Annotated in this window: 9 protein-coding genes; 2 read left to right on the forward strand and 7 right to left on the reverse strand. The window is 58.6% G+C overall.

Annotated elements, in window-relative coordinates:
- Positions 1–11 precede the first annotated feature (11 nt).
- The 5 genes from ACA046_RS00650 to ACA046_RS00670 form a co-directional block, all read right to left on the reverse strand.
- Entirely contained in the window at positions 12–461 is a 450-nt protein-coding gene (locus ACA046_RS00650; protein WP_497675692.1) for an SRPBCC family protein, read from the reverse strand.
- Positions 458–3,865, reverse strand: a complete 3,408-nt coding sequence (locus ACA046_RS00655; protein ID WP_497675693.1) for an amino acid adenylation domain-containing protein — start codon at positions 3,863–3,865, stop codon at positions 458–460. Before ACA046_RS00655 ends, ACA046_RS00650 begins: the two co-directional genes overlap by 4 nt.
- Complete coding sequence (locus tag ACA046_RS00660; protein ID WP_497675694.1) at positions 3,862–4,809, reverse strand: diiron oxygenase; 948 nt, start codon at positions 4,807–4,809, stop codon at positions 3,862–3,864. The genes ACA046_RS00655 and ACA046_RS00660 overlap by 4 nt, the downstream gene beginning before the upstream one ends.
- Positions 4,806–5,570 (reverse strand): DUF3050 domain-containing protein, encoded by a 765-nt coding sequence (locus tag ACA046_RS00665; protein WP_497675695.1) that lies wholly within the window; start codon positions 5,568–5,570, stop codon positions 4,806–4,808. The genes ACA046_RS00660 and ACA046_RS00665 overlap by 4 nt, the downstream gene beginning before the upstream one ends.
- A gap of 508 nt (positions 5,571–6,078) precedes the next feature.
- Complete coding sequence (locus ACA046_RS00670; RefSeq protein ID WP_167665756.1) at positions 6,079–6,789, reverse strand: GntR family transcriptional regulator; 711 nt, start codon at positions 6,787–6,789, stop codon at positions 6,079–6,081.
- A gap of 268 nt (positions 6,790–7,057) precedes the next feature.
- On the opposite strand from ACA046_RS00670, the gene lapG reads away from it, so the two are divergent.
- Both lapG and lapD read left to right on the forward strand, forming a co-directional pair.
- Positions 7,058–7,750, forward strand: a complete 693-nt coding sequence (gene lapG / locus ACA046_RS00675; protein ID WP_459029153.1) for a cysteine protease LapG — start codon at positions 7,058–7,060, stop codon at positions 7,748–7,750.
- A gap of 14 nt (positions 7,751–7,764) precedes the next feature.
- Entirely contained in the window at positions 7,765–9,711 is a 1,947-nt protein-coding gene (gene lapD / locus ACA046_RS00680; RefSeq protein ID WP_459025101.1) for a cyclic di-GMP receptor LapD, read from the forward strand.
- 42 nt (positions 9,712–9,753) lie between these two features.
- Here lapD and ACA046_RS00685 read toward each other — a convergent pair whose 3' ends face one another.
- Positions 9,754–10,092, reverse strand: coding sequence for a tryptophan synthase subunit beta (locus ACA046_RS00685; protein WP_076015601.1), 339 nt, complete (start codon positions 10,090–10,092; stop codon positions 9,754–9,756).
- Positions 10,093–10,241: 149 nt separating this feature from the next.
- Positions 10,242–24,878 (reverse strand): retention module-containing protein, encoded by a 14,637-nt coding sequence (locus ACA046_RS00690; protein ID WP_497675696.1) that lies wholly within the window; start codon positions 24,876–24,878, stop codon positions 10,242–10,244.
- Between the last annotated feature and the right edge of the window lie 138 nt (positions 24,879–25,016).

Raw genomic sequence — 25,016 nt, forward strand, 5'->3', positions numbered from 1 at the left:
CTCCTACAGTTTTAGCCAAGCATCGCTCGCACATTCTCCAGCGCGCTGTCAGCGAATGCCTGCACGAACGGCTCAAACTCTTCCACACGCTGTTCAACCGGTTCGGCGATGATCGTCCAGGTGACCCGTGAGCAGCCCTCTCCCAATGCTTCGACATCCATGGCTGCCCACAGGCGTGCCACGCCCAAGGTGTTGTAAATCGTTGTCCAGGTCATGTGCATGGCCTGCTCGTCCCGGCTGTTGAGTTGTTCCACCACCAGATTTCCATCGTGGAAGAACTTCTTGCGCAGCGATCCCGTGCCCGCTCCGGTCATTTCGATGTGCGACAAGGCGGGGATAAATTTATCAAATCCAGAAAAATCACCGACTACCGCCCACGCATGGGCGGCATCGCAAGCAACCATTACTGAAGACACCACAGGCTTGCCGCAAGGGTTACGAATCAACGTATCGGGTTTCATAGGGTTTCCTTCAATTGAGAGCCTGGTCGCAGGAAACCGATGCTCTTGAGGTACTCGCAGCCCATGCGTAACAGCGCCGGATTTTTTTCGGGGTAGTGCGTGCCCATCTGCTCGACGCCATGTTGTGCGTTGTCATGCCGGATCATTGAGGTATCGCCGATGTCCTCGCCTACGCCATTCAGGTAGAAACCCAGTACGCCGAACAATGCATTGCGGCTATCCACCGTGTGCAGGTGACGTTGCCAGTGGGCGACGCTCACCAGTTCGAATGCATGGCCTGCCTGGCGAAAGGCGTCGACGTAGGATTCCCAGCTCAAGGGTTGCGGGTTGTGCAGGTTGAACACGGTTCCTCCATCACGACAGCGGCCGCTGTGGAACGCAACAAACCGGGCAAGAAAGTCCACGGGCATCAAGTCAAAGTTCAGCTTGAGGCTGGGCACCAGGCCCAGTTGGAGTGAGCCTTTGAGCATCAACATCAGGCGATTTTTCTGTGGTTCGCAGACACCGCTGCGGCTGTTAAAACTGATGTTTCCGGGGCGATGGATATTGACCCACGCTCCTTGCTCGGCGGCGCGCCCCAGCAAGCGCTCCGCGACCCATTTGGACAGGTTGTAGCCATTCTGGATGTAAAGCGGCGGGGTGGCGGCGTGGGTCTCGAGTACCTGCCCTTGGGCATCGATGCTGCTGGCCGCCGACAGCGTGGAGATAAAGTTGAAGACTTTTTTGCAGCGGGTTTCACACAGGCGCAGGCATTCCAGCACCGGTTCGACGTTGTCCTTGGCCAGCGTGGCGTAATCCATCACATGATTGACGTGGGCGGCGTTGTGCACCAGCACGCCGAACGCCCCGGCGAGGTAGTCATATGCCTGGCTGGACAAGCCAAGGCGCGGCTGACTGATGTCGGCGGCATACACCCGGACTCGGCTCAGGTCCAGGTGTTCCAGGCGGTACTCACGCAGCGCCTCGGCGAACCGTGCGGTCGCCGAATGTCCGGGGTGCTCGCGCACCAGGCACGCCACTTCAAGTGCGCCCTCGGCCAGCAGCGCCTCGACGATATGCACCCCGAGAAAACTGTTGGCCCCGGTCACGATCACCCTGCGGCGTTCTCCCGCCTGGTCCGCCGGCAATGTCTGCACGTCCAGCTCACGGAAGGTACCCCGGGTGGCCTGGCCGGTCGGTGCTTCGGGTGGTGCATCGTCACCCATCAGCGTCGCGAGAGTGCGGACCGTGGGGGTCTCAAAAAAACGGCTGAGGGAGAGGCTGCGCCCGAACTGCTCGCGAATGCGCAGCAGCATCGTCGACAGGAGGATGGAATGGCCACCGAGATTGAAGAAGCTTTCATCCGTCGACAACTGCATGGCCGGCACGCCCAGCAACTCGCTCCACAGGTTGAGCAACTGCACTTGCATCGGCGTGTGCGGTTCGCCGTGAGTGGTGGCCGGCAGCGGTTGAGTCGGTAGCGTAAGCAATGCCTGGCGGTCGACCTTTCCGTTGGGCGTGCACGGCATGCTCGCAAGCTCTGTGCACAGCGTGGGTTGCAGATAGTCCGGCAGTGTTTGCCGGGCATGCTGCTTCAGTGCAGTCAGGGCGTCTGGTGTTTCGGGCTGGGCAACAAAGGCCAGGATTCGCCGATGATGATCAATCACGACTGCCACTTGGCGAAACAGCTGACTGCTACGCAGGCAATGTTCGACCTCTTGCGGCTCGACCCGGAAGCCACGGATCTTCACTTGCTGATCCCGTCGCCCGCCCAGTTCGATCCCGCTTTGCGTCCACTTCGCCAGATCGCCGCTGCGATAGGCCCGCAAGGCCTGACCGTCGGGCAGCGCCAGGTGTACGAAATGCTCGGCGGTCTGCCGAGGCTGGTTAAGGTAACCCAGGCTGACGCCAGGGCCGACGATGTACAGCTCGCCCATCACCTGTTCGTCCACCGGTTGTAGCTGCTCGTCGAGGATCAGTACCTGGCTGTTGGCGATGGGGGTGCCGAGGTTGCGGTTACTGTCGCCTGGCAGCAACGTGCGGTGGGTCGCCAACACGGTGGCTTCGGTGGGGCCATAGAAGTTGTGCAGGCGACACTGCCCCGCCAGTTGCTCGATGACATAGGGCTCGCATAGATCACCGCCGGTGATCACATGGGCCAGGCCAAGGGGTTGATCCAGCGGCAGGATGCTCAGCAACGCGGGAGGCAGGAAGGCGTGAGTGATGCGCTGTTGGCGGATCAGCTCCACCAGTTGCTGCGGGTCGCGACGCTGGTCCTCACTGGGCACGATCAACTCTGCGCCCGCTATCAGGCCCGCGAAGATATCAATCAGTGAAGAGTCAAAACTCAAGGGCGAGAATTGTAAGACGCGGCTCTGTTCGTTCAGTTGTACCTGGCCGCCGAACCAGCTGGTGAAGTGGGCCAGGTTGTACTGACTGAGCAGCACGCCTTTGGGCTGGCCAGTGGTGCCCGAGGTATGGAGCACCATGCAGGGGGCGTCCATAGGCGGGCGCTGGCGCAATAACGGCGGGTTGTCGTGGGTGTCGAGGGTACTGACATCCACTGCAGAAAAACCGTCCCGCAGTGGATGCTTGCCATCATCCAGCAGCACCGAGACGTTGGCGTTTTCCAGCATGGCTTGCTGGCGTTGCAGCGGGTGGCCCTGCTCCAACGGAAGGTACACCGCGCCGCAGGCCAGCACCGCGAGGATGCTGGCGTACAGATCAAGGGACTTGCCCAGGCAGACGCCGATCACCGGCGGCGTGTCGCAGGACCCAAGCAGAGGCCCTAAGTGCTGTCGGATCGCCAGGCTCTTGCGATGCAACTGTCGATAACTCAGCACGCTGCCAGCGATATTCAGCGCCGGCCGGTCGGCGAAGGTTTGAAGACTGCTTTCCAGTCGTTCGATCATTGGCACCTGGGCTTGCTGCCACAACACCGCATCGGCGGTCTGGTTAAAGCGATGCAGGTACGCCAGCGATGCGAGCGCTTGCAGGCTGTGTTCCGGATCATCGGAGGCGACCGTCGTCTGCGAGAAATAGCTCGGGTCTCGGGAGAACCCGCTCACCTGCTGGGCCACCCATTCCACCAAGTCGCTTACTGCCTGTTGACGCAACCGTTGACCATTCCCACAGGCTTCGCCGGCAACGTTCAGAGTCGCCAGAAGTCGCCGTGAGCGGGCGTAACACCTGAACTGCAGGGCTGGCAGCCGGCAGTCTGTCAACGCTGCCATACTCAAGCGCAGGCTCATCAATGCCGTGCAGGCCAAGCCTGGCGGCACCTCCTCGCTACCGTCATCAATCAGCAGATCGACGTGGGTCACGTCCTGTGCTCGCACCAACCCATGACCGTATTGCGCCAGCGTCTTACTGATTTCATTCAACGCTGCACTGGAGCCCGTCAGCCCAATCTTCAGGCGCCTCATGGGTGGCTTCCTGGCGCTGGAAGAAAGGCATCCAACGCCCGAACCACGCTCGGCGTTTGCAGCAGGCCGCTGTGATTCAGGAACCCCATGATATTGCCGACCAGTGGGTGCTGGCGGGTAATGGGAAAGCCCATCGCCTGCACTTCAGCGCGTAGCGCAGAGCGCGTGTCGTCACTGACATCCAGGTGCTCGATCAATTGCAGATCGAAGTTTTTTTGCAGGTCGTGGGTCAAGTAATGCTGGAGAAATACCGGCAGGATCCGAGCGATGCAGTCGCGGTCCGAGGCGTTTGCAGACTGCCAATAAATACGCACCAGACGCGTCCAGAAAACCGCATGACGGCCCTCGTCAAACAAGTGGTCGGCCATCAAACCACGGATGGATTGCTTGACGCTGTCGTCCTTGGAAAACGCCGCGACGTCATGGGTCACGGTATTTTCGGCGATGGCCACGGCGATCAGTTCCACGGCATCGCGCAGGTGTTCGGGGGCCAGCGCCAGCGCGGCAGGCAAGGCGCGGCTCAGCTCGATTTGCCCGGGCAGTTCAAGGGGCGGGATGCCGGTCATCTCGACGGTCTGTTGCATGAAATCGAGGGCGACGAGGGCGTGGTAGTCCTCATCCACCACGACGGTCATGGCGTCGTAGCGGCAGGCGAGCGGAAAGGGCACTGAAAAGCGATTCTTGGCAATGCTGCGTGCGGTCTTGTCGACGATCTCGGTTTCAAAGATCACCACGTCGTTGATGAACTTGTAGAACGTCTGCAACAAGACAGAATCCCGGTGCTGTGGGCATTGATCGACAAAGGTCGCGCTCAGCACCAAGGGTTGTCGGCTCATGGGATAAATCAACTTTTGATCATTTTCCAGCAGGCGGCGCGGGCGCGTGCGGATAGTCGCGCGGCGCTCCCAGTCGTCGGCAAATGAGCGGTAGTCGGCGGGGTTCATACGCTCACCTCCGACAGGCGCAGGTGCAACCCGTCCCATAAGGCCAGGCGGCTTTCCACGGCGCCGAGGGCGGCACTGTTGGCTTGCTGCTCGCGAGTCGGGTCTGCGAGTGTGAGGCGTTGCAGCAATTGTGTTGCCGCCGGGCCATGCTCTTCGGCGTCGATCTCCATATGGCGCTTGAGGTAGTAGCAGAAGGTCGGTGCCTGGCGGTGAGCTATCTCACAGCTTTCCAGGAGGCGGTTGAACATCATCGGGATAACGCTCTCGCGACCGTGCAGAAAGGCCGCGGCGACGCAGTGAGTCGGCGCGTTCAGGGCAACCTGCAGCGTGTTTCTGACGAACCGAGCCACGGCAGGGTGGATATCGACTTTTTGCAGGGCCGTTTCTGCATCGCAGCCGTCACGTTGCAGGCTGACGAACCGCTTGATGGTCGCCGTATTCGCGCCGACTTCACGCATGGCCTCCAGGTACAGCTCGAAGTGGCTACCGTGTCCGTGCCCGGGGTACACGTCCGACTCTTCGCCCAATACGATTTCATTGATCAGGCGAGCGGCTTGTGGGTCCGTTGGCGGTAACCAGGGCAGGCGCATACCGGTCAGGTCATGTTGCAGGCGCTTGGTCAGTGTCATGAAGTCCCAAACAGCGAATACGTGGTTCTCCATAAAGTACTGCAACTTTTGGAGCGTATTGATTTGTGTGAATAGTGGGTGGTTGTGCAACTGCTGCTTTTTTTGTTTAAGCAGGTGTGAGTGTTGGAACATGGTTGATGCCTATAAGTCGTTGTCTCTTCCCTGATAAAAGCGTTTTGCTTTAGCGACAAATAAGTATTGGTTTTCTCGCGCGCGCGGATGCCTTGATCGCGGACAGCCATACGTGAGGCTGGCGCCGTTATTCAACACGCCGCACGCTGTGACAAAACACAAGGCTTTATTTAAAGGAACGCCACTCAGAGTGACGCCCGAGCATGGGTTCACGCTATTGGTTTGGAAGATTTGGAGTATGGATAATTAAAAACAGTAATCTGATTGGGTGTTCAGTGGTTTTTAGTTTTATAAATGGTTGCAGATAAATATGTTGCTGTAGTTAGTGCGCTCTGTGGAGTGTGGGAAGCTTCCTTGAATGTTAAATAATAAGCTGGAGTAGTTGTTTGTTTTGAACTGTAAGTTTCGGCGGGGCAGCACTTCGTTGCTGTGATGCACTGAGCCCCCTGACCCAGGCGGCCTCGCAGCGCTATGTGGTCGAAGGGGGAGGTTCAGTTCCCTGGAGCATTCAAAGCGATGTTTTATCGTCGCTCTGTTCAAGGCTCCTGAGGTAACCCGTAATCACCTCCATGCCGCGGGTGAGGTGGTTACGCAAGGTCAGGATGCTTTCCTCGATTTTCTTTTTCGCCACCAGGTCCAGCAGTTCCCGGTGGTCTTCCTGGGACGTTTTGCCCAGGCCCATGGCTTCGAGGTTGAAGCGCAGGAAACGCTCCTCTTCGTTCAAGCCGTGTTCCACCAACTTGAGCAACCGCTGATTGCCCGCCTTGCCGTACAGCGCCATGTGGAACAGACGGTTGAGGCGGCCGATTTCGGTGTAGTCGCTTTCCCGTTCCAGTGCGTCGATGAAGGCGCCAGCCTGGGCAATGTCATCGGCAGTGAGCAGAGGAATCGACAAGCGCAGTGCTTCGGATTCCAGGAGTATGCGCAGCGCATAGGTTTCTGCCGAATGGTCTTCAATCAGTGGCGCCACCACTGCGCCTTTGTGGGTGACCACATGCAGCAGTGACTGGGCTTCCAGTTGACGCAATGCCTCGCGCACCGGCATCCGGCTGACCCCGAACAAGCTGGCCAGCTCCTGTTGGCGCATGGCGGTGCCGCAGGGCAAGCGACCATCCAGGATGGCGTTGCGCAATGTTTCTTCAATCACGGAGCGAGCAAGATGGGCGGGGATAGGCCCGCTGATCTGGATGCTGCTCAAAGGGTTCGGCTTCTGCGTCACGACTACGCTATCCTCCTTTTCAGGGTGAGGTGGCTAATTGGATCCAATGCACACTAGAGTTTGTCTACAAGCTTGTCAAACAGGCAAGGTTTCGGCTTGTAAGTGACTCAACAATGCGGTCTTTTGACCCACATTTCTGACTTGCCGTGTCTTACGGCTGCTATGGAAAAATGGGTACTGTTGCGGTGATTGCACCGTGCCATTGTTTTTTACCATTCGAACCTTCACCATCCAACGCTACTCCGTCTTCTTCCACGGATTGAACGCTTTGGCGGTACGTTTTATTCCCCCTTGGGTCCTGCGCTGGCTTTTTTCGGTGCTGTTGCTGGCTGGCTTATTGCCTGGCGGGCTGCATGCCGATTGGGATTTCTCCCAGATCAGCCGCAAAGCGACCGCACTGTACGGCCCGTTGGGAGAAGGGCAGCAGCGCATCGATGCCTGGCAACGGTTGTTGGCGACACAGAAACAAGTCAGCGAACTGGAGCAGCTTAAGGTAGTCAACCTGTTCTTCAACAAGCAAATGCACTATGTGGAAGACATCGACCTGTGGCACCAAGTGGACTATTGGGAAACCCCTATCGAAGGCCTGTGGAAGGGCGCCGGGGATTGCGAAGACTATGCAATCGCCAAGTATTTCAGCTTGCGTCATCTGGGCGTCGCCAGCGACAAATTGCGCATTACCTACGTCAAGGCGTTGCGTCAGAATCGCGCCCACATGGTCTTGACCTATTATTCGACGCCGGACGCGATGCCGCTGGTGCTCGACAGCCTGACCGATGAAATCCAGCCGGCAAGCCAGCGTACCGACTTGCTGCCTGTCTATTCCTTCAATGCTGAAGGCTTATGGTTGCCGGGCGCCAAGGGCGACAAAAAAGTCAGTGATACCAAACGCTTGTCACGCTGGCAGGATGTGTTGAAAAAAATGCGTGCGGAAGGCTTTCCAGCCGAGCCTGCCAACTAGGAGTACCTCTACAGATGTCACTGTTCAAACAGCTTTTGATCGCTATCTGTCTGTTTTTGGTGGTCGCCTTCAGCGGCAGCTTCATGGTGAGCCTGGAAAGTTCGCGCACCCAATATGTCAACCAGTTGCGTTCCCACGCGCAGGACGCCGCCACCGCGTTGGCGCTGTCACTGACCCCTAATATCGATGACCCGGCGATGGTGGAGTTGCTGGTCAGTTCGATCTTCGACAGCGGCTACTACGCCAGCATCCGCGTGGTGGACCTGAAGAATGACCAGGTCATTGTCGAGCGCAACGGTACCCCCGACAGCGATGGCGTGCCCAAATGGTTCGTCAACCTGATCGGCCTGGAGCCGGCGGGCGGCGACGCCTTGGTTAACCGTGGCTGGGAGCAGGCGGCACGGGTAGAGGTGGTCAGCCACCCGATGTTCGCCCTGGCCAAGCTCTGGCGAAGCGCGCTTGGCAGCCTTGGCTGGCTGTTGCTGTGTGGCGCTGTCAGCGCCGTGCTGGGAGCCCTGTTGCTGCGCAGACAATTGAAGCCCTTGGACTACATGGTCAAACAGTCCCACGCGATTGCCCGTCGGGAGTTCTTGAGCTTGCCAGAACTGCCGCGCACCCCGGAGCTACGTCGTGTGGTGCAGGCGATGAACCAGATGGTGGAGAAACTCAAGGCGCTGTTTCAGGAGCAGGCCGAGCGCAGTGAAAGGCTGCGGGTCGAGTCATACCAGGACAACCTCACTGGCCTGGCTAACCGGCGCTATTTCGAGATGCAACTTAACGCTCGGGTGAGTAATCCGGAGGAGACCAACTCCGGTTATTTGCTGCTCCTGCGGGTCAAGGACCTGGCCGGACTCAACCAGCGCCTGGGCGGCCAGCGCACCGACCAATTGCTGCAGGCGGTGGGCGAGCAATTGTTGCGTCAGTGCGAGCCGTACCCGGAAACCCACAACCTGGTCACCCGGATCCGCGGCGGCGAGTTTGCCGTGCTGGCGCCGGGGCTGGTACGCGAAGAGGCCTTGCAGCTGGCGCAAAACCTGGAAAGCGTCCTGCTTAGCCTGCAAGCCACGGGTGCCAGCGATGTCACGCCGGTCGCTTACATCGGCCTGGCACCGTTCAACCATGGCGACGCACCGCAAGCCGTGCTGACACTGGCCGACCAGGCCTTGGCCCAGGCGGAGACCCAAGGCGACACCAGTTGGGTCTGCCTGGACCATAGCGCGCCCGCCAGCGTTGGCGATGACCATCATGCCTGGCATACCTTGCTCGACCAGGCGTTGACCGAGCGACGTTTTCAACTGTATTTCCAGCCGGTGGTTGCCAGCCACGACCCGCAGGTTGTGCTGCACTACAAGGTGTTGTCACGCCTGCAGGACGACCAGGGGCAGACGATTGCGGCAGGGCGTTTCCTGCCATGGCTTGAACGGTTCGGCTGGTCGGCGCGTCTTGACCGCATGATGCTGGAGCTGGTGTTCAAGCAGATGGCCGGCCACACGGAATCCCTGGCGCTGAACCTGTCGGCCGCGACCTTGGCCGACCCTCAAGCCCTGAATCGAGTGTTTGAGCTGCTGCGTCAACACTCCAATCTCGGCCCACGGCTGACCCTGGAAATCGGCGAAGAGCAATTGCCGGAACAAGCGGCGCTTGAGCAACTGACCCATCGCCTGCGCGAGCTCAATTTCTCCTTGAGCCTGCAGCGCTTCGGCGGGCGCTTCAGCATGATCGGCAACCTGGCGCGCCTGGGCCTGGCCTACCTGAAGATCGACGGCAGCTACATTCGCGACATCGACCAAGAGAGCGACAAACGCCTGTTTATCGAAGCGATCCAGCGCGCCGCCCACAGCATTGACCTGCCACTGATCGCTGAGCGTGTTGAGACTGAGGGTGAGCTGGCGGTGATCTGCGAGATGGGTGTTTTCGGCGTGCAGGGGCAGTTGTTTGGCGAGCCGGCGCCCTGGAAGTAATGCGGGTAGCCGCTGCTGAGGCAGCGGCTACCGTCTGGGGCCTCAGATCAACCCGGTTTCTTCGTCGTTGATCAAGCTGTTCAGCCCGCCGAGTGCTTCCCGCGCCTGGTTGCGATCCAACAGTTTGGCTTGGGCCGCCGGCGGCAGGTCGGTGACGCGAATCACCCCCTTGCTGGTCAACACCTGAATCAAGTCATCCAGAACCCGAATCATCTCCAGGTCGCTTTGCTTGAGCTGATTCAGGCTGGTTTCCACGAGCGTATTGGCATACCACGCCTCAATCTCATGGTGATCGGCCGGTAGCGTCTCCGTTGACTCGTCGAAGGCGGCGGCCTCTACGCGAATCAGCCCGCCGTGTGCATCACGTTGCACATAAAACATAACAATCCCTCAGCAATGAAGCCCGCAGCCACCAACACAGGCTAACGGTGGGTAATGGGTGCGAGTATGCGGTGCAATCGTCCCACAGAGCCAGTGACGAGCTACTAATGTACATCGGCCGCCCGGTTGGGCGGCCGATGAACGCAGGCTTAGGCGGTGTGATCGATCTTGATGGTCGGGTCGGCACCGCTGATCAGCGAGTTGATGCTGGTGTGAGACCAGTCGTTGCCTTCCAGCTTGATGGTGACATCCGCGTTCGCCAGACCGCCGGCCTTGTTCAGATTGCCTTCGGTACTGACTTGCAGCGTCGAGACACCCTCCACCGTGGTGATCTTGAGGTAGTTGTCGATGGTGCTGTCGCTCTCACCTTTCAACAGATCCCGCAGGTCAATCCGGTCGCCGTCCGCAGCCTTGAAGTCCTTGATCACGTCGTTGCCCAGGTCGCCAGACTTCCACACGAACAAATCAGCGCCGGAACCACCGATCAGGATGTCGTTGCCCTGGCCGCCGACCAACGTGTCGTTGCCGGTGCCGCCCAGCAGGATGTCATTGCCCTTGCCACCGTCGAGGTAGTCGCTGCCGCCCTGGCCGAACAGAATGTCGTCGCCGTTGCCGCCCAGCAGCGTGTCGTTCCCGTCCTTGGCGCCGGACACATCAAAGTCGGCGTAGTGTTCGGTCACGTACTGATGCACGTTCGACGTGGTGACGGCCGTGACGGCCATCCCGGTTTTCTGTGCGACGAAGGCCTGCAGCGCGTTGTAGCCCTCGCCGGTAACCCCACCGAAGCTCACCAGGTCACCGAAGATGATGTCATTGCCGTCGCCACCGTTGATGGTGTCAGAACCCGGCAAGGTCGCCTCGGTGTGACCCAGGATAGCGTTGGCCAAGTCCTTCGGATCGATGTTGCTCTGTGGCTTGCCGTCCGAGTCGTACGGTTTGAGGTCGTTGAGGCTCACCCCGCTGTTGATACCAATGGCTTCCACGCTGGACAAGCCGCTGAGCAATGCAAACCCGCTGCCGGAATTGCTGGTCGTCGCAGAGCTGGTGCTGCTGCCGCTGCCGTCCAGGTACGAGACTTCATAGGTGCCGTCGCCTTGCGCATGCACGGTGCCGATGACGCCGCTGTCGTACCAGCTGCCGTTCCAGTTCTGCATCCACTTGTGAACCTGACCGGCGCTGTCGATCAGTTGCAGCCTGCTGCTGCCGACGGTGATCGAGAACGCGTTGCCCAACTGATAGTTGTTGGTGTTGATGTAGTCATCCAGACGGCCATCGGTGGTGGTGTAGTTGTAGAAGTCGGCGACCACCGGATTGGTTTGTTCGCCGTTCTGGAAGTACGTCGGCTGGCCATCAGTGATGAAGTAAGTCAGGTTGGTCGCGCCGGTGTTGCCGGTCGCCAGGCTGCTCTGGAAGAAGTTGGCGGTGGCCTTGAACACGTCTTCATAGTTGGTGCCGCCACCGGAGACCATCGAATCCAGCACGCCCTTGAGTATCGCCAGCGCGTTCGGATCGTTCAGGTTAATCGCCACCGATTTATTGACCTGGGTATCGAAGTCCGCCACGAAGATATTCACGGTGCCCGAGGTGTTGGCGCCAAGGCTGTTTTTCAGTGAGCTGAACACCGAAGTCAGCGACGCCTTGGCCGCGTTGACCGAGTCGGTGCTCATGCTGCCGGAGCTGTCGACCATGAACGCGATGTTGTAGTTTTTGCCTTGCACCACGTTCAGGCCACCGATGTCCGAGACCACGATGTCATTGCCATCGGTGCCGGTGATGTTGTCGCTGCCCGACGTTGCGGTGATCGAGTTGTAGTTCGCCGGGTAAATCGTGACCGGCAACTGCGCGGTGGTGACGGCCGAGCCGCCCAGGCTTTCAGTCGAGGTCGAGGTCACCGTCAGGTTGAACTGGCCGCTGTAGTAGGTCGGTGGCTTGATGGTCAGGGTGCTCAAGTCCCAGGCCGTTACGTTCACCTCACCGGTGCTCGCGCCGGCGCTATAGGTATGCCCGGCACCATCGGTCAGTACCGAGCCTGCCGGGATCCCGCTGATCTTCACGCTCAGGCTTTCCGAGCCGTCAGTATCGTTCAGGCTGGTGGTGACCTTGGACAGGTGCACCGAGCCATTCTCCAGGCCTTCGTTGAGCTTGTAGCCGGTGTAGTAACCGTCGCCGTTGCTGCCATGCAGGTCGGACACGGTCACGCCGGCATTGATCAGGTCGCTGACGCCGGTGTAGAGCGGTATGCCGCTGGCGTTCAGGGGCTGGACCGCACCGTTGCCGATTTGCACGTTGACGTTATAGCTGCCAGGTCCGGACTGGTTGGCGTGGTAGATCTCGATGCTGTAATAGCCGCTGACGGTCGGGGTGATCGATCCGCTGAACTTGCCGCTGTTGGTGCCCCACAGCGCGCTCGCTACGTCTTTGCCGCCAACGTTGACCACCAGGCTGTCATCGCCGGTGCCGCTGAAGGTGTAGCTCTTCCCGGCTTCCATGTAGATCAGGCCGGAAGTCTTGGAGCCAGAGCCCCCCGCAACGTTCGCTTCAGACACGACCGTGGTCACGGTGGTGCTGGTGTTCGGCGTGCCGGCGTTATCAATCGCGTTTTTCAGGTCTGCTGGTGCAGCGCCGTTGCCGTTGGTGCCCAGGTTCGCAATGCTGTTCCAGCTTTGCTTGGTCAGGCCCACGGAGTTCACGGCGTTATCTGCCACCGTCAGGTTCGGCGCGTCCGCCACAGGGGTGATATCGACTTTCACCGTCGCGGCAGTGCCCAGATCCTTGCCATCGGTTGGCTGGAACTTGAACTGCGCATAGTCGGCCTGTTTATTGCCAATGCCGGTGCCGCCGTAACCATTGGTCCCGGACTCGTTGGCATTGGGCATAAAGCGCAATTGGCCGCCGTCGATCTGGGCCTTGGTAAAGGTCTGGCCGCTGGTCACGTTGGACCAGGTCACCCCGTCCGCTGCCAGGAACTGCAATTTACCGGCAACCGGCAACTCGGTGATTTTCACCCCGAGGCTCGCTTGTGGCGAGTCGACGTCAGTCACGCCGAAGTTCGACCAGGCCAGGGCCAGCGGCGTGTCCTCGGTACCCGTGACGGCGCTACCGGTAGCGACCGGCGCATCGTTGACGGCCACCACGTTGACGGTGGCAGTGGCAACGTTGGAGTAGTTACCGCCATCGGTCACTGTCACGGTAATGATCCGCGGTGTGGTGCTCGGGTCATGGCTGCTGTTGGAGAACGTGATGTTCTGGATCCGCGTCATGTAATCGGCCAGCGTCGCGCTGCCCGACAGCGTCAGGGTGATGGTGCCCGTCTGGTTGTTGGAGTTGATCGTGATGCCGTTGACGCTATTGCCCAGGTTCAGCACGTCGCCCGCTTGCGCGTTGGTCAGGGTGACGGTGGCGCCGGTCAGCATCGTGCTGTCCGGGTCGGTGATCTTGATGTCGGTGTCAGCAATCGACACACCTGGCCCGGTGGTGCCTTCGGTGAACGTCACCTTGTAATCCGCACCGGTGGCGCCGCTGGAATTGTTGGCGTCCAGGTCGATGACCGGCGGGGCGTCGTTGTCGATGATATTGGTGCTGATGCTGCCATTGGTGCCGCTGATCGCCAGCTTCTCGAAGTTGCCACCGGAGGTCTTGTCGATGGTAATCACCAGCGTTTCGGTCGGCTCGGTCAGCTTGTCGTCAAGGGTGTTCACGTTGAAGGTTGCACTGCTGGCGCCAGCCGGGATCTTCACGGTGTAGACGCCGTTGAAGTCCGAACCGTCGGTGGCTGTGCCGCTGTATTTCAGCGTGACGGTCACGTCAGTTGCCGCCGGGTTGCTCAGCGTGAGGGTGTAGTGGGCTGCCTGGCCCTCATTTACCGACGCATCACCGGTGATGCTGATGGTGGTGGTGTCGATCGAGTCGGTAATGGTGGTGACAGCCGGATGGCTGTTATCCGGAACCAGCTTCTCGAAGTTACCGCCAGTGGCCGTGCTGATGGTGGTACTGACGGTGGAGCCGTTGTTGTAGACATCGTTGGGTGGCGTCTGGAAGACCACAGTGCCGGTGGTTTTGCCGGAATCGATAGTGATCACCTGGCCGTTGGACAGGGTCACGGTCACCGGGGCGTGAGCGATGTTGCTCAAGGTCGCGGTGTAGGTGATCTGACCGCCTTCGGTGATGGCGGTGTTGGCTGTCGACAGGGTAACGGTGGTGGTGTCGATCGAATCCGAAATGACGGTGGTCGGCGGATTGGTGTTGTCCGGGACCAGTTTCTCGAAGTTACCGCCAGTGGCTGTAGTGATAGTCGGGCTGACGGTGGAACCGTTGTTGTAGACGTCGTTAGCCGGAGTTTGGAAGACCACGGTGCCGGTGGTTTTACCGGAATCGATAGTGATCACCTGGCCGTTGGACAAGGTCACGGTCACCGGAGCGTGAGCGACGTTGCTCAAGGTCGCGGTGTAGGTGATCTGACCGCCTTCAGTAATGGCGGTGTCAGTGGTGCTCAACTTAACGGTCGTGGTGTCGATCGAGTCGGTGATGGTGGTGACAGCTGGGTGGCTGTTGTCCGGGACCAGTTTCTCGAAGTTACCGCCAGTGGCCGTGCTGATGGTGGTGCTGACGGTGGAACCGTTGTTGTAGACGTCGTTGGCTGGTGTCTGGAAGACCACGGTACCGGTAGTTTTACCGGAGTCGATAGTGATCACCTGGCCGTTGGACAAGGTCACGGTGACCGGGGCGTGAGCGACGTTGCTCAAAGTCGCGGTGTACGTGATCTGGCCGCCTTCAGTGATCGCGGTGTTGGCCGTCGACAGGGTAACGGTGGTGGTGTCGATCGAATCCGAAATGACAGTGGTCGGCGGGTTGGTGTTATCCGGGACCAGTTTCTCGAAGTTGCCGCCAGTGGCTGTGGTGATAGTCGTGCTGACGGTGGAGCCGTTGTTGTAGACGTCGTTAGCCGGAGTCTGGAAGACCACGGTGCCGGTGGTTTTGCCGGAATCGATAGTGATCACCTGGCCGTTGGACAAGGTCACGGTGACCGGGGCGTGAGCGACGTTGCTCAAGGTCGCGGTGTAGGTGATCTGACCGCCTTCGGTGATGGCGGTGTCGGTGGTGCTCAACTTAACGGTCGTGGTGTCGATCGAGTCGGTGATGGTGGTGACAGCTGGGTGGCTGTTATCCGCAACCAGCTTCTCGAAGTTGCCGCCAGTGGCCGTCGTAATGGTGGTGCTGACGGTGGAACCGTTGTTGTAAACGTCGTTGGGTGGTGTCTGGAAGACCACGGTACCCGTGGTTTTACCGGAATCAATGGTGATCACCTGGCCGTTGGACAAGGTCACGGTTACCGGCGCGTGAGCTTCGTTGCTCAAGGTCGCGGTGTAGGTGATCTGGCCACCTTCGGTAATGGCGGTGTCGGTGGTGCTCAACTTAACGGTCGTGGTGTCGATCGAGTCGGTGATGGTGGTCACCGCTGGATGGCTGTTATCCGGAACCAGTTTCTCGAAGTTGCCGCCAGTAGCGGTGCTGATGGTGGTGCTGACGGTGGAACCGTTGTTGTAGACGTCGTTGGCTGGTGTCTGGAAGACCACAGTGCCGGTGGTTTTACCGGCATCAATGGTGATCACCTGGCCGTTGGACAGGGTCACGGTGACCGGCGCATGCGCTTCATTCGAAAGCGTGGCGGTGTAGGTGATCTGACCGCCTTCGGTGATGGCGGTGTCGGTGGTGCTCAACTTAACGGTCGTGGTGTCGATCGAGTCGGTGATGGTGGTCACCGCTGGATGGCTGTTATCCGGAACCAATTTTTCGAAGTTGCCGCCAGTAGCCGTCGTAATGGTGGTGCTGACGGTGGAACCGTTGTTGTAAACGTCGTTGGCCGGCGTTTGGAAAACCACAGTGCCGGTGGTTTTTCCGGAATCAATGGTAATCACCTGGCCGTTGGACAAAGTCACTGTGACCGGGGCGTGAGCGACGTTGGTCAACGTCGCGGTGTACGTGATCTGCCCACCTTCGGTGATCGCAGTGTCGTTTGTCGACAGCGTCACGGTGGTGGTATCGATCGAGTCGGTAATCGTGGTGGTCGGCGGATTAGTATTATCCGGGACCAGCTTCTCGAAGTTGCCACCCGTTGCGGTGGTGATGGTCGTGCTGACCGTCGAACCGTTGTTGTAAACGTCGTTGGCGGGCGTTTGGAAGACTACGGTACCGGTGGTTTTGCCCGTGTCGATGGTAATGACCTGGCCGTTGGACAGCGTCACGGTCACCGGCGCGTGCGCTTCGTTCGAAAGCGTGGCGGTGTAGGTGATCTGACCGCCTTCGGTAATGGCGGTGTCGGTGGTGCTCAACTTAACGGTCGTGGTGTCGATCGAGTCGGTGATGGTGGTCACCGCTGGATGGCTGTTATCCGGAACCAGTTTCTCGAAGTTGCCGCCAGTAGCGGTGCTGATGGTGGTGCTGACCGTCGATCCGTTGTTGTAAACATCGTTGGCTGGTGTTTGGAAGACCACGGTACCGGTGGTTTTGCCTGCGTCGATGGTGATGACCTGTCCGTTAGACAGAGTCACGGTGACCGGCGCGTGAGCTTCGTTGCTCAAGGTCGCGGTGTAGGTGATCTGGCCGCCTTCGGTAATCGCAGTGTCTTTGGTCGACAATGTCACCGTAGTGGTGTCGATCGAATCCGAAATGATGGTGGTCGGCGGATTAGTGTTATCCGGAACCAACTTCTCAAAGTTACCGCCAGTAGCCGCCGTAATCGTGGTACTGACGGTGGAACCGTTGTTGTAGACGTCGTTGACCGGAGTCTGGAAAACCACAGTGCCGGTGGTTTTACCTGCATCAATGGTGATCACCTGTCCGTTGGACAGGGTCACGGTCACCGGCGCATGCGCTTCATTCGAAAGCGTTGCCGTGTACGTGATTTGGCCACCTTCGGTGATCGCAGTGTCAGTGGTCGACAGCGTCACAGTGGTGGTGTCGATCGAGTCCGAAATGACGGTGGTCGGCGGATTGGTGTTGTCCGGAACCAGCTTCTCGAAGTTGCCGCCAGTTGCGGCTGTGATCGTGGTGCTAACGGTCGAACCGTTGTTGTAAACGTCGTTGACCGGAGTCTGGAAAACCACGGTGCCCGTGGTTTTGCCTGCATCAATGGTGATCACCTGGCCGTTAGACAGAGTCACGGTCACTGGCGCATGTGCTTCATTGGAAAGCGTAGCGGTGTAGGTGATCTGACCGCCTTCAGTGATCGCAGTGTCGTTGGTCGACAAGGTCACGGTGGTGGTGTCGATCGAGTCGGTAATCGTGGTGGTCGGCGGATTAGTGTTATCCGGGACCAACTTCTCGAAGTTGCCGCCAGTAGCGGTGGTGATCGTGGTGCTAACGGTGGAACCGTTGTTGTAGACGTCGTTGACCGGAGTCTGGAAAACCACGGTGCCCGTGGTTTTGCCTGCGTCAATGGTGATCACCTGTCCGTTGGACAGAGTCACGGTCACCGGCGCATGAGCTTCGTTGCTCAAGGTCGCGGTGTAGGTAATCTGCCCACCTTCGGTGATGGCAGTGTCAGTGGTCGACAGCGTCACAGTGGTGGTGTCGATCGAGTCCGAGATAACAGTGGTCGGCGGATTAGTGTTATCCGGGACCAACTTCTCGAAGTTGCCGCCAGTAGCGGTGGTGATCGTGGTGCTAACGGTCGAACCATTGTTGTAGACATCGTTGACGGGAGTTTGGAAAACCACATTACCGGTGGTTTTTCCGGCATCAATGGTGATCACCTGGCCGTTGGACAAGGTCACGGTGACCGGCGCATGCGCTTCATTAGAAAGCGTTGCCGTGTACGTGATCTGACCGCCTTCAGTGATCGCAGTGTCGTTGGTCGACAACGTCACCGTCGTGGTGTCGATCGAATCCGAAATGACGGTAGTCGGCGGATTGGTGTTATCCGGGACCAGCTTCTCGAAATTGCCGCCAGTGGCGGTGGTGATCGTGGTACTAACGGTCGAACCGTTGTTGTAGACGTCGTTGACCGGAGTCTGGAAAACCACGGTGCCCGTGGTTTTGCCTGCATCAATGGTAATGACCTGGCCGTTAGACAGCGTCACGGTGACCGGGGCGTGAGCTTCGTTGCTCAAAGTCGCGGTGTAGGTAATCTGACCGCCTTCAGTGATTGCGGTGTCAGTGGTCGACAGCGTCACGGTGGTGGTGTCGATCGAGTCCGAAATCACAGTGGTCGGCGGATTAGTGTTATCCGAAACCAACTTCTCGAAGTTACCGCCAGTGGCCGCCGTAATCGTGGTGCTAACGGTGGAACCATTGTTGTAGACATCGTTGACGGGGGTTTGGAAAACCACATTACCGGTGGTTTTGCCGGCATCAATGGTGATCACCTGGCCGTTGGACAGGGTCACGGTCACTGGCGCGTGAGCCTCGTTGCTCAAGGTCGCGGTATAGGTGATCTGACCGCCTTCGGTAATGGCGGTATCGGTGGTCGACAGCGTCACGGTGGTGGTGTCGATCGAGTCCGAAATGACAGTGGTCGGCGGATTTGTATTGTCCGGAACCAACTTCTCGAAATTACCGCCAGTAGCGGTGGTGATGGTCGTGCTAACGGTCGAGCCGTTGTTGTAGACGTCATTGACCGGGGTCTGGAAAACCACGGTACCCGTGGTTTTGCCTGCGTCGATAGTGATCACCTGGCCGTTGGACAGTGTCACGGTCACTGGAGCATGAGCTTCGTTGCTCAATGTCGCGGTGTAGGTGATCTGACCGCCTTCGGTAATGGCGGTATCGGTGGTCGACAGCGTCACGGTGGTGGTATCGATCGAATCCGAAATGACGGTAGTCGGCGGATTGGTGTTATCCGGGACCAACTTCTCGAAGTTACCGCCAGTAGCCGTCGTAATCGTGGTGCTAACGGTGGAACCGTTGTTGTAAACGTCGTTGATCGGAGTCTGGAAAACCACGGTACCCGTGGTTTTGCCTGCGTCGATGGTAATGACCTGGCCGTTGGACAGAGTCACGGTCACCGGCGCATGCGCTTCATTCGAAAGCGTGGCGGTGTAAGTGATCTGACCGCCTTCAGTGATTGCGGTGTCAGTGGTCGACAGCGTCACGGTGGTGGTGTCGATCGAATCCGAAATGACGGTGGTCGGCGGATTGGTGTTGTCCGGGACCAGCTTCTCGAAGTTACCGCCAGTAGCCGTCGTAATCGTGGTGCTAACGGTAGAACCGTTGTTGTAAACGTCGTTGACCGGTGTTTGGAAAACCACAGTGCCAGTGGTTTTACCCGCGTCGATGGTGATCACCTGGCCGTTAGACAGGGTCACAGTCACCGGGGCATGAGCTTCGTTGCTCAATGTCGCGGTGTAGGTGATCTGACCGCCTTCGGTAATGGCGGTATCGGTGGTCGACAGCGTCACGGTGGTGGTATCGATCGAATCCGAAATGACGGTGGTCGGCGGATTGGTGTTATCCGGTACCAGCTTCTCGAAGTTACCGCCAGTAGCGGTGCTGACGGTGGTGCTGACCGTCGAACCGTTGTTGTAAACGTCATTGGCCGGGGTCTGGAAAACCACAGTGCCGGTGGTTTTGCCCGCGTCGATAGTGATCACCTGTCCGTTGGACAGAGTCACGGTCACTGGAGCATGAGCTTCGTTGCTCAAGGTCGCGGTGTAGGTGATCTGGCCGCCTTCGGTAATGGCAGTATCGGTGGTCGACAGCGTCACGGTGGTGGTGTCGATCGAGTCCGAGATAACAGTGGTCGGCGGATTTGTATTGTCCGGAACCAGTTTCTCGAAGTTGCCGCCAGTGGCAGTGGTGATCGTGGTGCTAACGGTCGAACCGTTGTTGTAGACATCGTTGACGGGAGTTTGGAAAACCACATTACCGGTGGTTTTTCCGGCATCAATGGTGATCACCTGGCCGTTGGACAGAGTCACGGTCACCGGCGCATGCGCTTCATTAGAAAGCGTTGCCGTGTACGTGATCTGACCGCCTTCGGTGATTGCGGTGTCAGTGGTCGACAGCGTCACAGTGGTGGTGTCGATCGAATCGGTAATCGTGGTGGTCGGCGGATTAGTGTTATCCGGGACCAGCTTCTCGAAATTGCCACCAGTGGCCGCCGTAATCGTGGTGCTAACGGTCGAACCATTGTTGTAGACATCGTTGACGGGAGTTTGGAAAACCACATTACCGGTGGTTTTTCCGGCATCAATGGTGATCACCTGGCCGTTGGACAAGGTCACGGTGACCGGCGCATGCGCTTCATTCGAAAGCGTGGCGGTGTAGGTGATCTGGCCGCCTTCAGTGATTGCGGTGTCGTTAGTCGACAAGGTCACGGTGGTGGTATCGATCGAGTCCGAAATAACGGTGGTCGGCGGATTAGTGTTATCCGGGACCAACTTCTCGAAATTACCACCAGTAGCGGTGGTGATCGTGGTGCTAACGGTGGAACCGTTGTTGTAGACATCGTTGACGGGGGTTTGGAAAACCACGGTCCCGGTGGTTTTACCGGCATCGATGGTAATCACCTGGCCGTTGGACAGAGTCACGGTCACTGGCGCATGAGCTTCATTGCTCAAGGTCGCGGTGTAGGTAATCTGACCGCCTTCAGTGATCGCAGTGTCGTTGGTCGACAACGTCACCGTCGTGGTGTCGATCGAATCCGAAATGACGGTAGTCGGCGGATTGGTGTTATCCGGAACCAACTTCTCAAAGTTGCCGCCAGTAGCCGCAGTAATCGTGGTGCTAACGGTCGAGCCGTTGTTGTAAACATCGTTGACCGGTGTCTGGAAGACCACGGTGCCCGTGGTTTTACCCGCATCGATGGTGATCACCTGGCCGTTGGACAGGGTCACGGTCACTGGCGCGTGAGCCTCGTTGCTCAAGGTCGCGGTATAGGTGATCTGACCGCCTTCGGTAATAGCGGTGTCATTAGTCGACAGCGTTACCGTCGTGGTGTCGATCGAATCCGAAATGACAGTGGTCGGCGGATTCGTATTGTCCGGAACCAACTTCTCAAAGTTGCCGCCAGTAGCCGCAGTAATCGTGGTGCTAACGGTCGAGCCGTTGTTGTAAACATCGTTGACCGGTGTCTGGAAGACCACGGTGCCCGTGGTTTTACCCGCATCGATGGTGATCACCTGGCCGTTGGACAGGGTCACGGTCACTGGCGCGTGAGCCTCGTTGCTCAAGGTCGCGGTATAGGTGATCTGACCGCCTTCGGTAATAGCGGTGTCATTAGTCGACAGCGTTACCGTCGTGGTGTCGATCGAATCCGAAATGACAGTGGTCGGCGGATTCGTATTGTCCGGAACCAACTTCTCAAAGTTACCGCCAGTAGCCGTCGTAATCGTGGTGCTAACGGTAGAACCGTTGTTGTAGACGTCATTGACCGGGGTTTGGAAAACCACGGTACCGGTGGTTTTACCGGCATCGATGGTGATCACCTGGCCGTTGGACAGGGTCACGGTCACTGGTGCGTGAGCCTCGTTGCTCAAGGTCGCGGTATAGGTGATCTGACCGCCTTCGGTGATCGCAGTGTCGTTAGTCGACAAGGTCACGGTGGTGGTGTCGATCGAGTCCGAGATCACAGTGGTCGGAGGATTTGTATTGTCCGGAACCAACTTCTCGAAATTGCCGCCAGTCGCGGTGGTAATGGTGGTGCTAACGGTCGAACCGTTGTTGTAGACGTCATTGACCGGCGTTTGGAAAACCACGGTGCCCGTGGTTTTACCCGCATCAATGGTAATAACTTGACCGTTAGACAGGGTCACGGTCACCGGCGCTTGAGCTTCGTTGCTCAAGGTTGCGGTGTAGGTGATCTGACCGCCTTCGGTAATGGCAGTGTCGCCGGTCGACAACGTCACCGTAGTGGTGTCGATCGAATCCGAAATGACGGTAGTCGGCGGATTGGTGTTATCCGGAACCAACTTCTCAAAGTTGCCGCCAGTCGCGGCTGTAATCGTGGTGCTAACGGTCGAGCCGTTGTTGTAGACGTCATTGACCGGCGTTTGGAAAACCACAGTACCCGTGGTTTTACCTGCATCAATGGTGATCACCTGACCGTTAGACAGGGTCACGGTCACCGGCGCTTGAGCTTCGTTGCTCAAGGTTGCGGTGTAGGTGATCTGACCGCCTTCGGTAATGGCAGTGTCGTCGGTCGACAACGTCACCGTAGTGGTATCGATCGAATCCGAAATGACGGTGGTCGGCGGATTGGTGTTGTCCGGAACCAGTTTCTCGAAGTTGCCGCCAGTGGCGGTGGTGATCGTGGTACTAACGGTCGAACCGTTGTTGTAGACGTCATTGACCGGCGTTTGGAAAACCACGGTGCCCGTGGTTTTGCCCGCATCAATGGTGATCACCTGACCGTTAGACAGGGTCACGGTCACCGGCGCTTGAGCTTCGTTGCTCAAGGTCGCGGTGTAGGTAATCTGCCCACCTTCGGTGATAGCAGTGTCGGTGGTCGACAGCGTCACGGTGGTGGTGTCGATCGAGTCCGAAATCACAGTGGTTGGAGGATTTGTATTGTCCGGAACCAATTTCTCGAAATTGCCGCCAGTCGCGGTGGTAATGGTGGTGCTAACGGTCGAACCGTTGTTGTAAACGTCGTTGACGGGGGTTTGGAAAACCACAGTGCCGGTGGTTTTACCAGCATCAATGGTGATCACCTGACCGTTAGACAGCGTCACAGTCACCGGCGCCTGCGCTTCATTCGAGAGCGTGGCGGTGTAAGTGATCTGGCCACCTTCAGTGATCGCGGTGTCGTTAGTCGACAACGTCACCGTCGTGGTATCAACCGAGTCGGTGATCGTCGTCACCGCTGGCGTAGTGCTCGGCACCAGGTTCTCAAAATTACCGCCAGTAGCCGCGGTAATGGTGGTGCTAACCGTCGAACCATTGTTGTAAACGTCATTGGCTGGCGTATCGACGACAACCGTCCCCGTGGACTTCCCGGCTTCAATGGTAATCACCGAGCCATTGCTCAAAGTGACGGTCACCGGCGTCTGCGCGGGGTTGGTCAGGGTCGCGGTGTAAGTAATCTGACCGCCTTCGGTCACGCTTTCGCCCGCTGTCAGGGAGACGGTGGTGTTGTCGATCGAATCGGTAATGGTGGTAACCGCTGGCGTAGTCGCCGGTACCAGGTTCTCGAAGTTACCGCCGGTAGCCCCGGTAATCGTAGTGCTGATGGTTGAACCGTTGTTGTAAACATCGTTGGCTGGCGTATCGACGACAACCGTCCCGGTGGACTTCCCGGCTTCAATGGTAATCACCGAGCCATTGCTCAAAGTGACAGTCACCGGTGTCTGTGCTGGGTTGGTCAAGGTAGCGGTGTAAGTGATCTGACCGCCTTCGGTGACGGTATCACCGGCCGTCAGCGTGACCGTAGTGGTATCGACCGAATCGGTAATGGTGGTAACCGCTGGCGTAGTCGCCGGCACCAAGTTCTCGAAGTTACCGCCGGTAGCCCCGGTAATCGTGGTGCTGATGGTTGAACCGTTGTTGTAAACATCATTGGCTGGCGTATCGACGACAACCGTCCCCGTGGATTTCCCGGCTTCAATGGTAATCACCGAGCCATTGCTCAAAGTGACGGTCACCGGCGTCTGCGCGGGGTTGGTCAGGGTCGCGGTGTAAGTAATCTGACCGCCTTCGGTCACGCTTTCGCCCGCCGTCAGGGAGACGGTGGTGTTGTCGATCGAATCGGTAATGGTGGTAACCGCTGGCGTAGTCGCCGGTACCAGGTTCTCGAAGTTACCGCCGGTAGCCCCGGTAATCGTGGTGCTGATGGTTGAACCGTTGTTGTAAACATCATTGGCTGGCGTATCAACGACAACCGTCCCGGTGGACTTCCCGGCTTCAATGGTAATCACCGAGCCATTGCTCAAAGTGACGGTCACCGGCGTCTGCGCGGGGTTGGTCAGGGTAGCGGTGTAAGTAATCTGACCGCCTTCGGTCACGGTATTGCCGGCTGTCAGAGTGACAGTGGTGGTGTCGACGGTGTCGGTGATTTGGGTCACCGCAGGCGCGGGGTCGGTGGTCAGCACCAGGTTGTTGCCACCGGTGGTGCCGGTGACGGTGACGCTGATCTGGCTTGCATCGATGTACGGGGTGTCGTTGGGGGCCAGAGGCACATTCACGGTGCCCGTCAATTGGCCGGCCGGGATGGTGATCACCGCGCCATTGGACAGGGTGATGCTCAGGTCGCTGGTGGGCGCCTGCGTTACCGTGGCGGTGTAGGTCAGCACGCCGCCAGCTTCGGTGATGGTCGGGGTCGCGCCCAGGGTCAGGGTGGAGGCTTGCAGCACCAGGCCGCCCGCGTCGCTCGCCTGTCCGCCTGTATTCTGGGTCAGGGCCGAGGTGGTCACACCCAGGCCGGCTGTTGGGAAGCCAATGGTCGGCACGACGCTGGCCGCCGTTGCATCCAGCACCACGAAACTATGGCCGCCACCCGCTGCGCCCGTGCCGGCCGCAGTCGGCCCTGCTGCGGTAGCTTCCAGGTCGGTGGTCGGGTCGGCGCCGGCAGCGATGGCTTGCTGCAGCTCGGCAACCGACGGCGCGGCCTGGGCAGTGGCTTGGGCCAGGTCGAGGCTGGAGTCCGGCGTGTCGGCGCTCCACTGGGTATCACGGCCCAGGTCCAGTGTGCGGCCGTCGGCCAGTTCCAGGCTGACGGCGCCCGAGAGGCCGGTGTCTACCTGATCCCCTGCGAACAGTCGGTCGCCTTCGACAAGTACACGTCTGACTCCTTCTGGAGAAATGACGAAAACTTGGCCAACAATGCTTTTGACGATGGCAACAACACTGCTCATTGAAGATTTCTCCGGCGATCCGTTCGGGTAACTTCCATAGACCTGAGCACTAGTTAGCGTCAGTTTGGAGGTGTTAAGACTTTTGACAGGTGACTCGTCAATAATTTGGCTATAATTTTTAGGAATTAACTTTATGCC

This window comes from Pseudomonas sp. LBUM1641 (assembly GCF_059716235.1).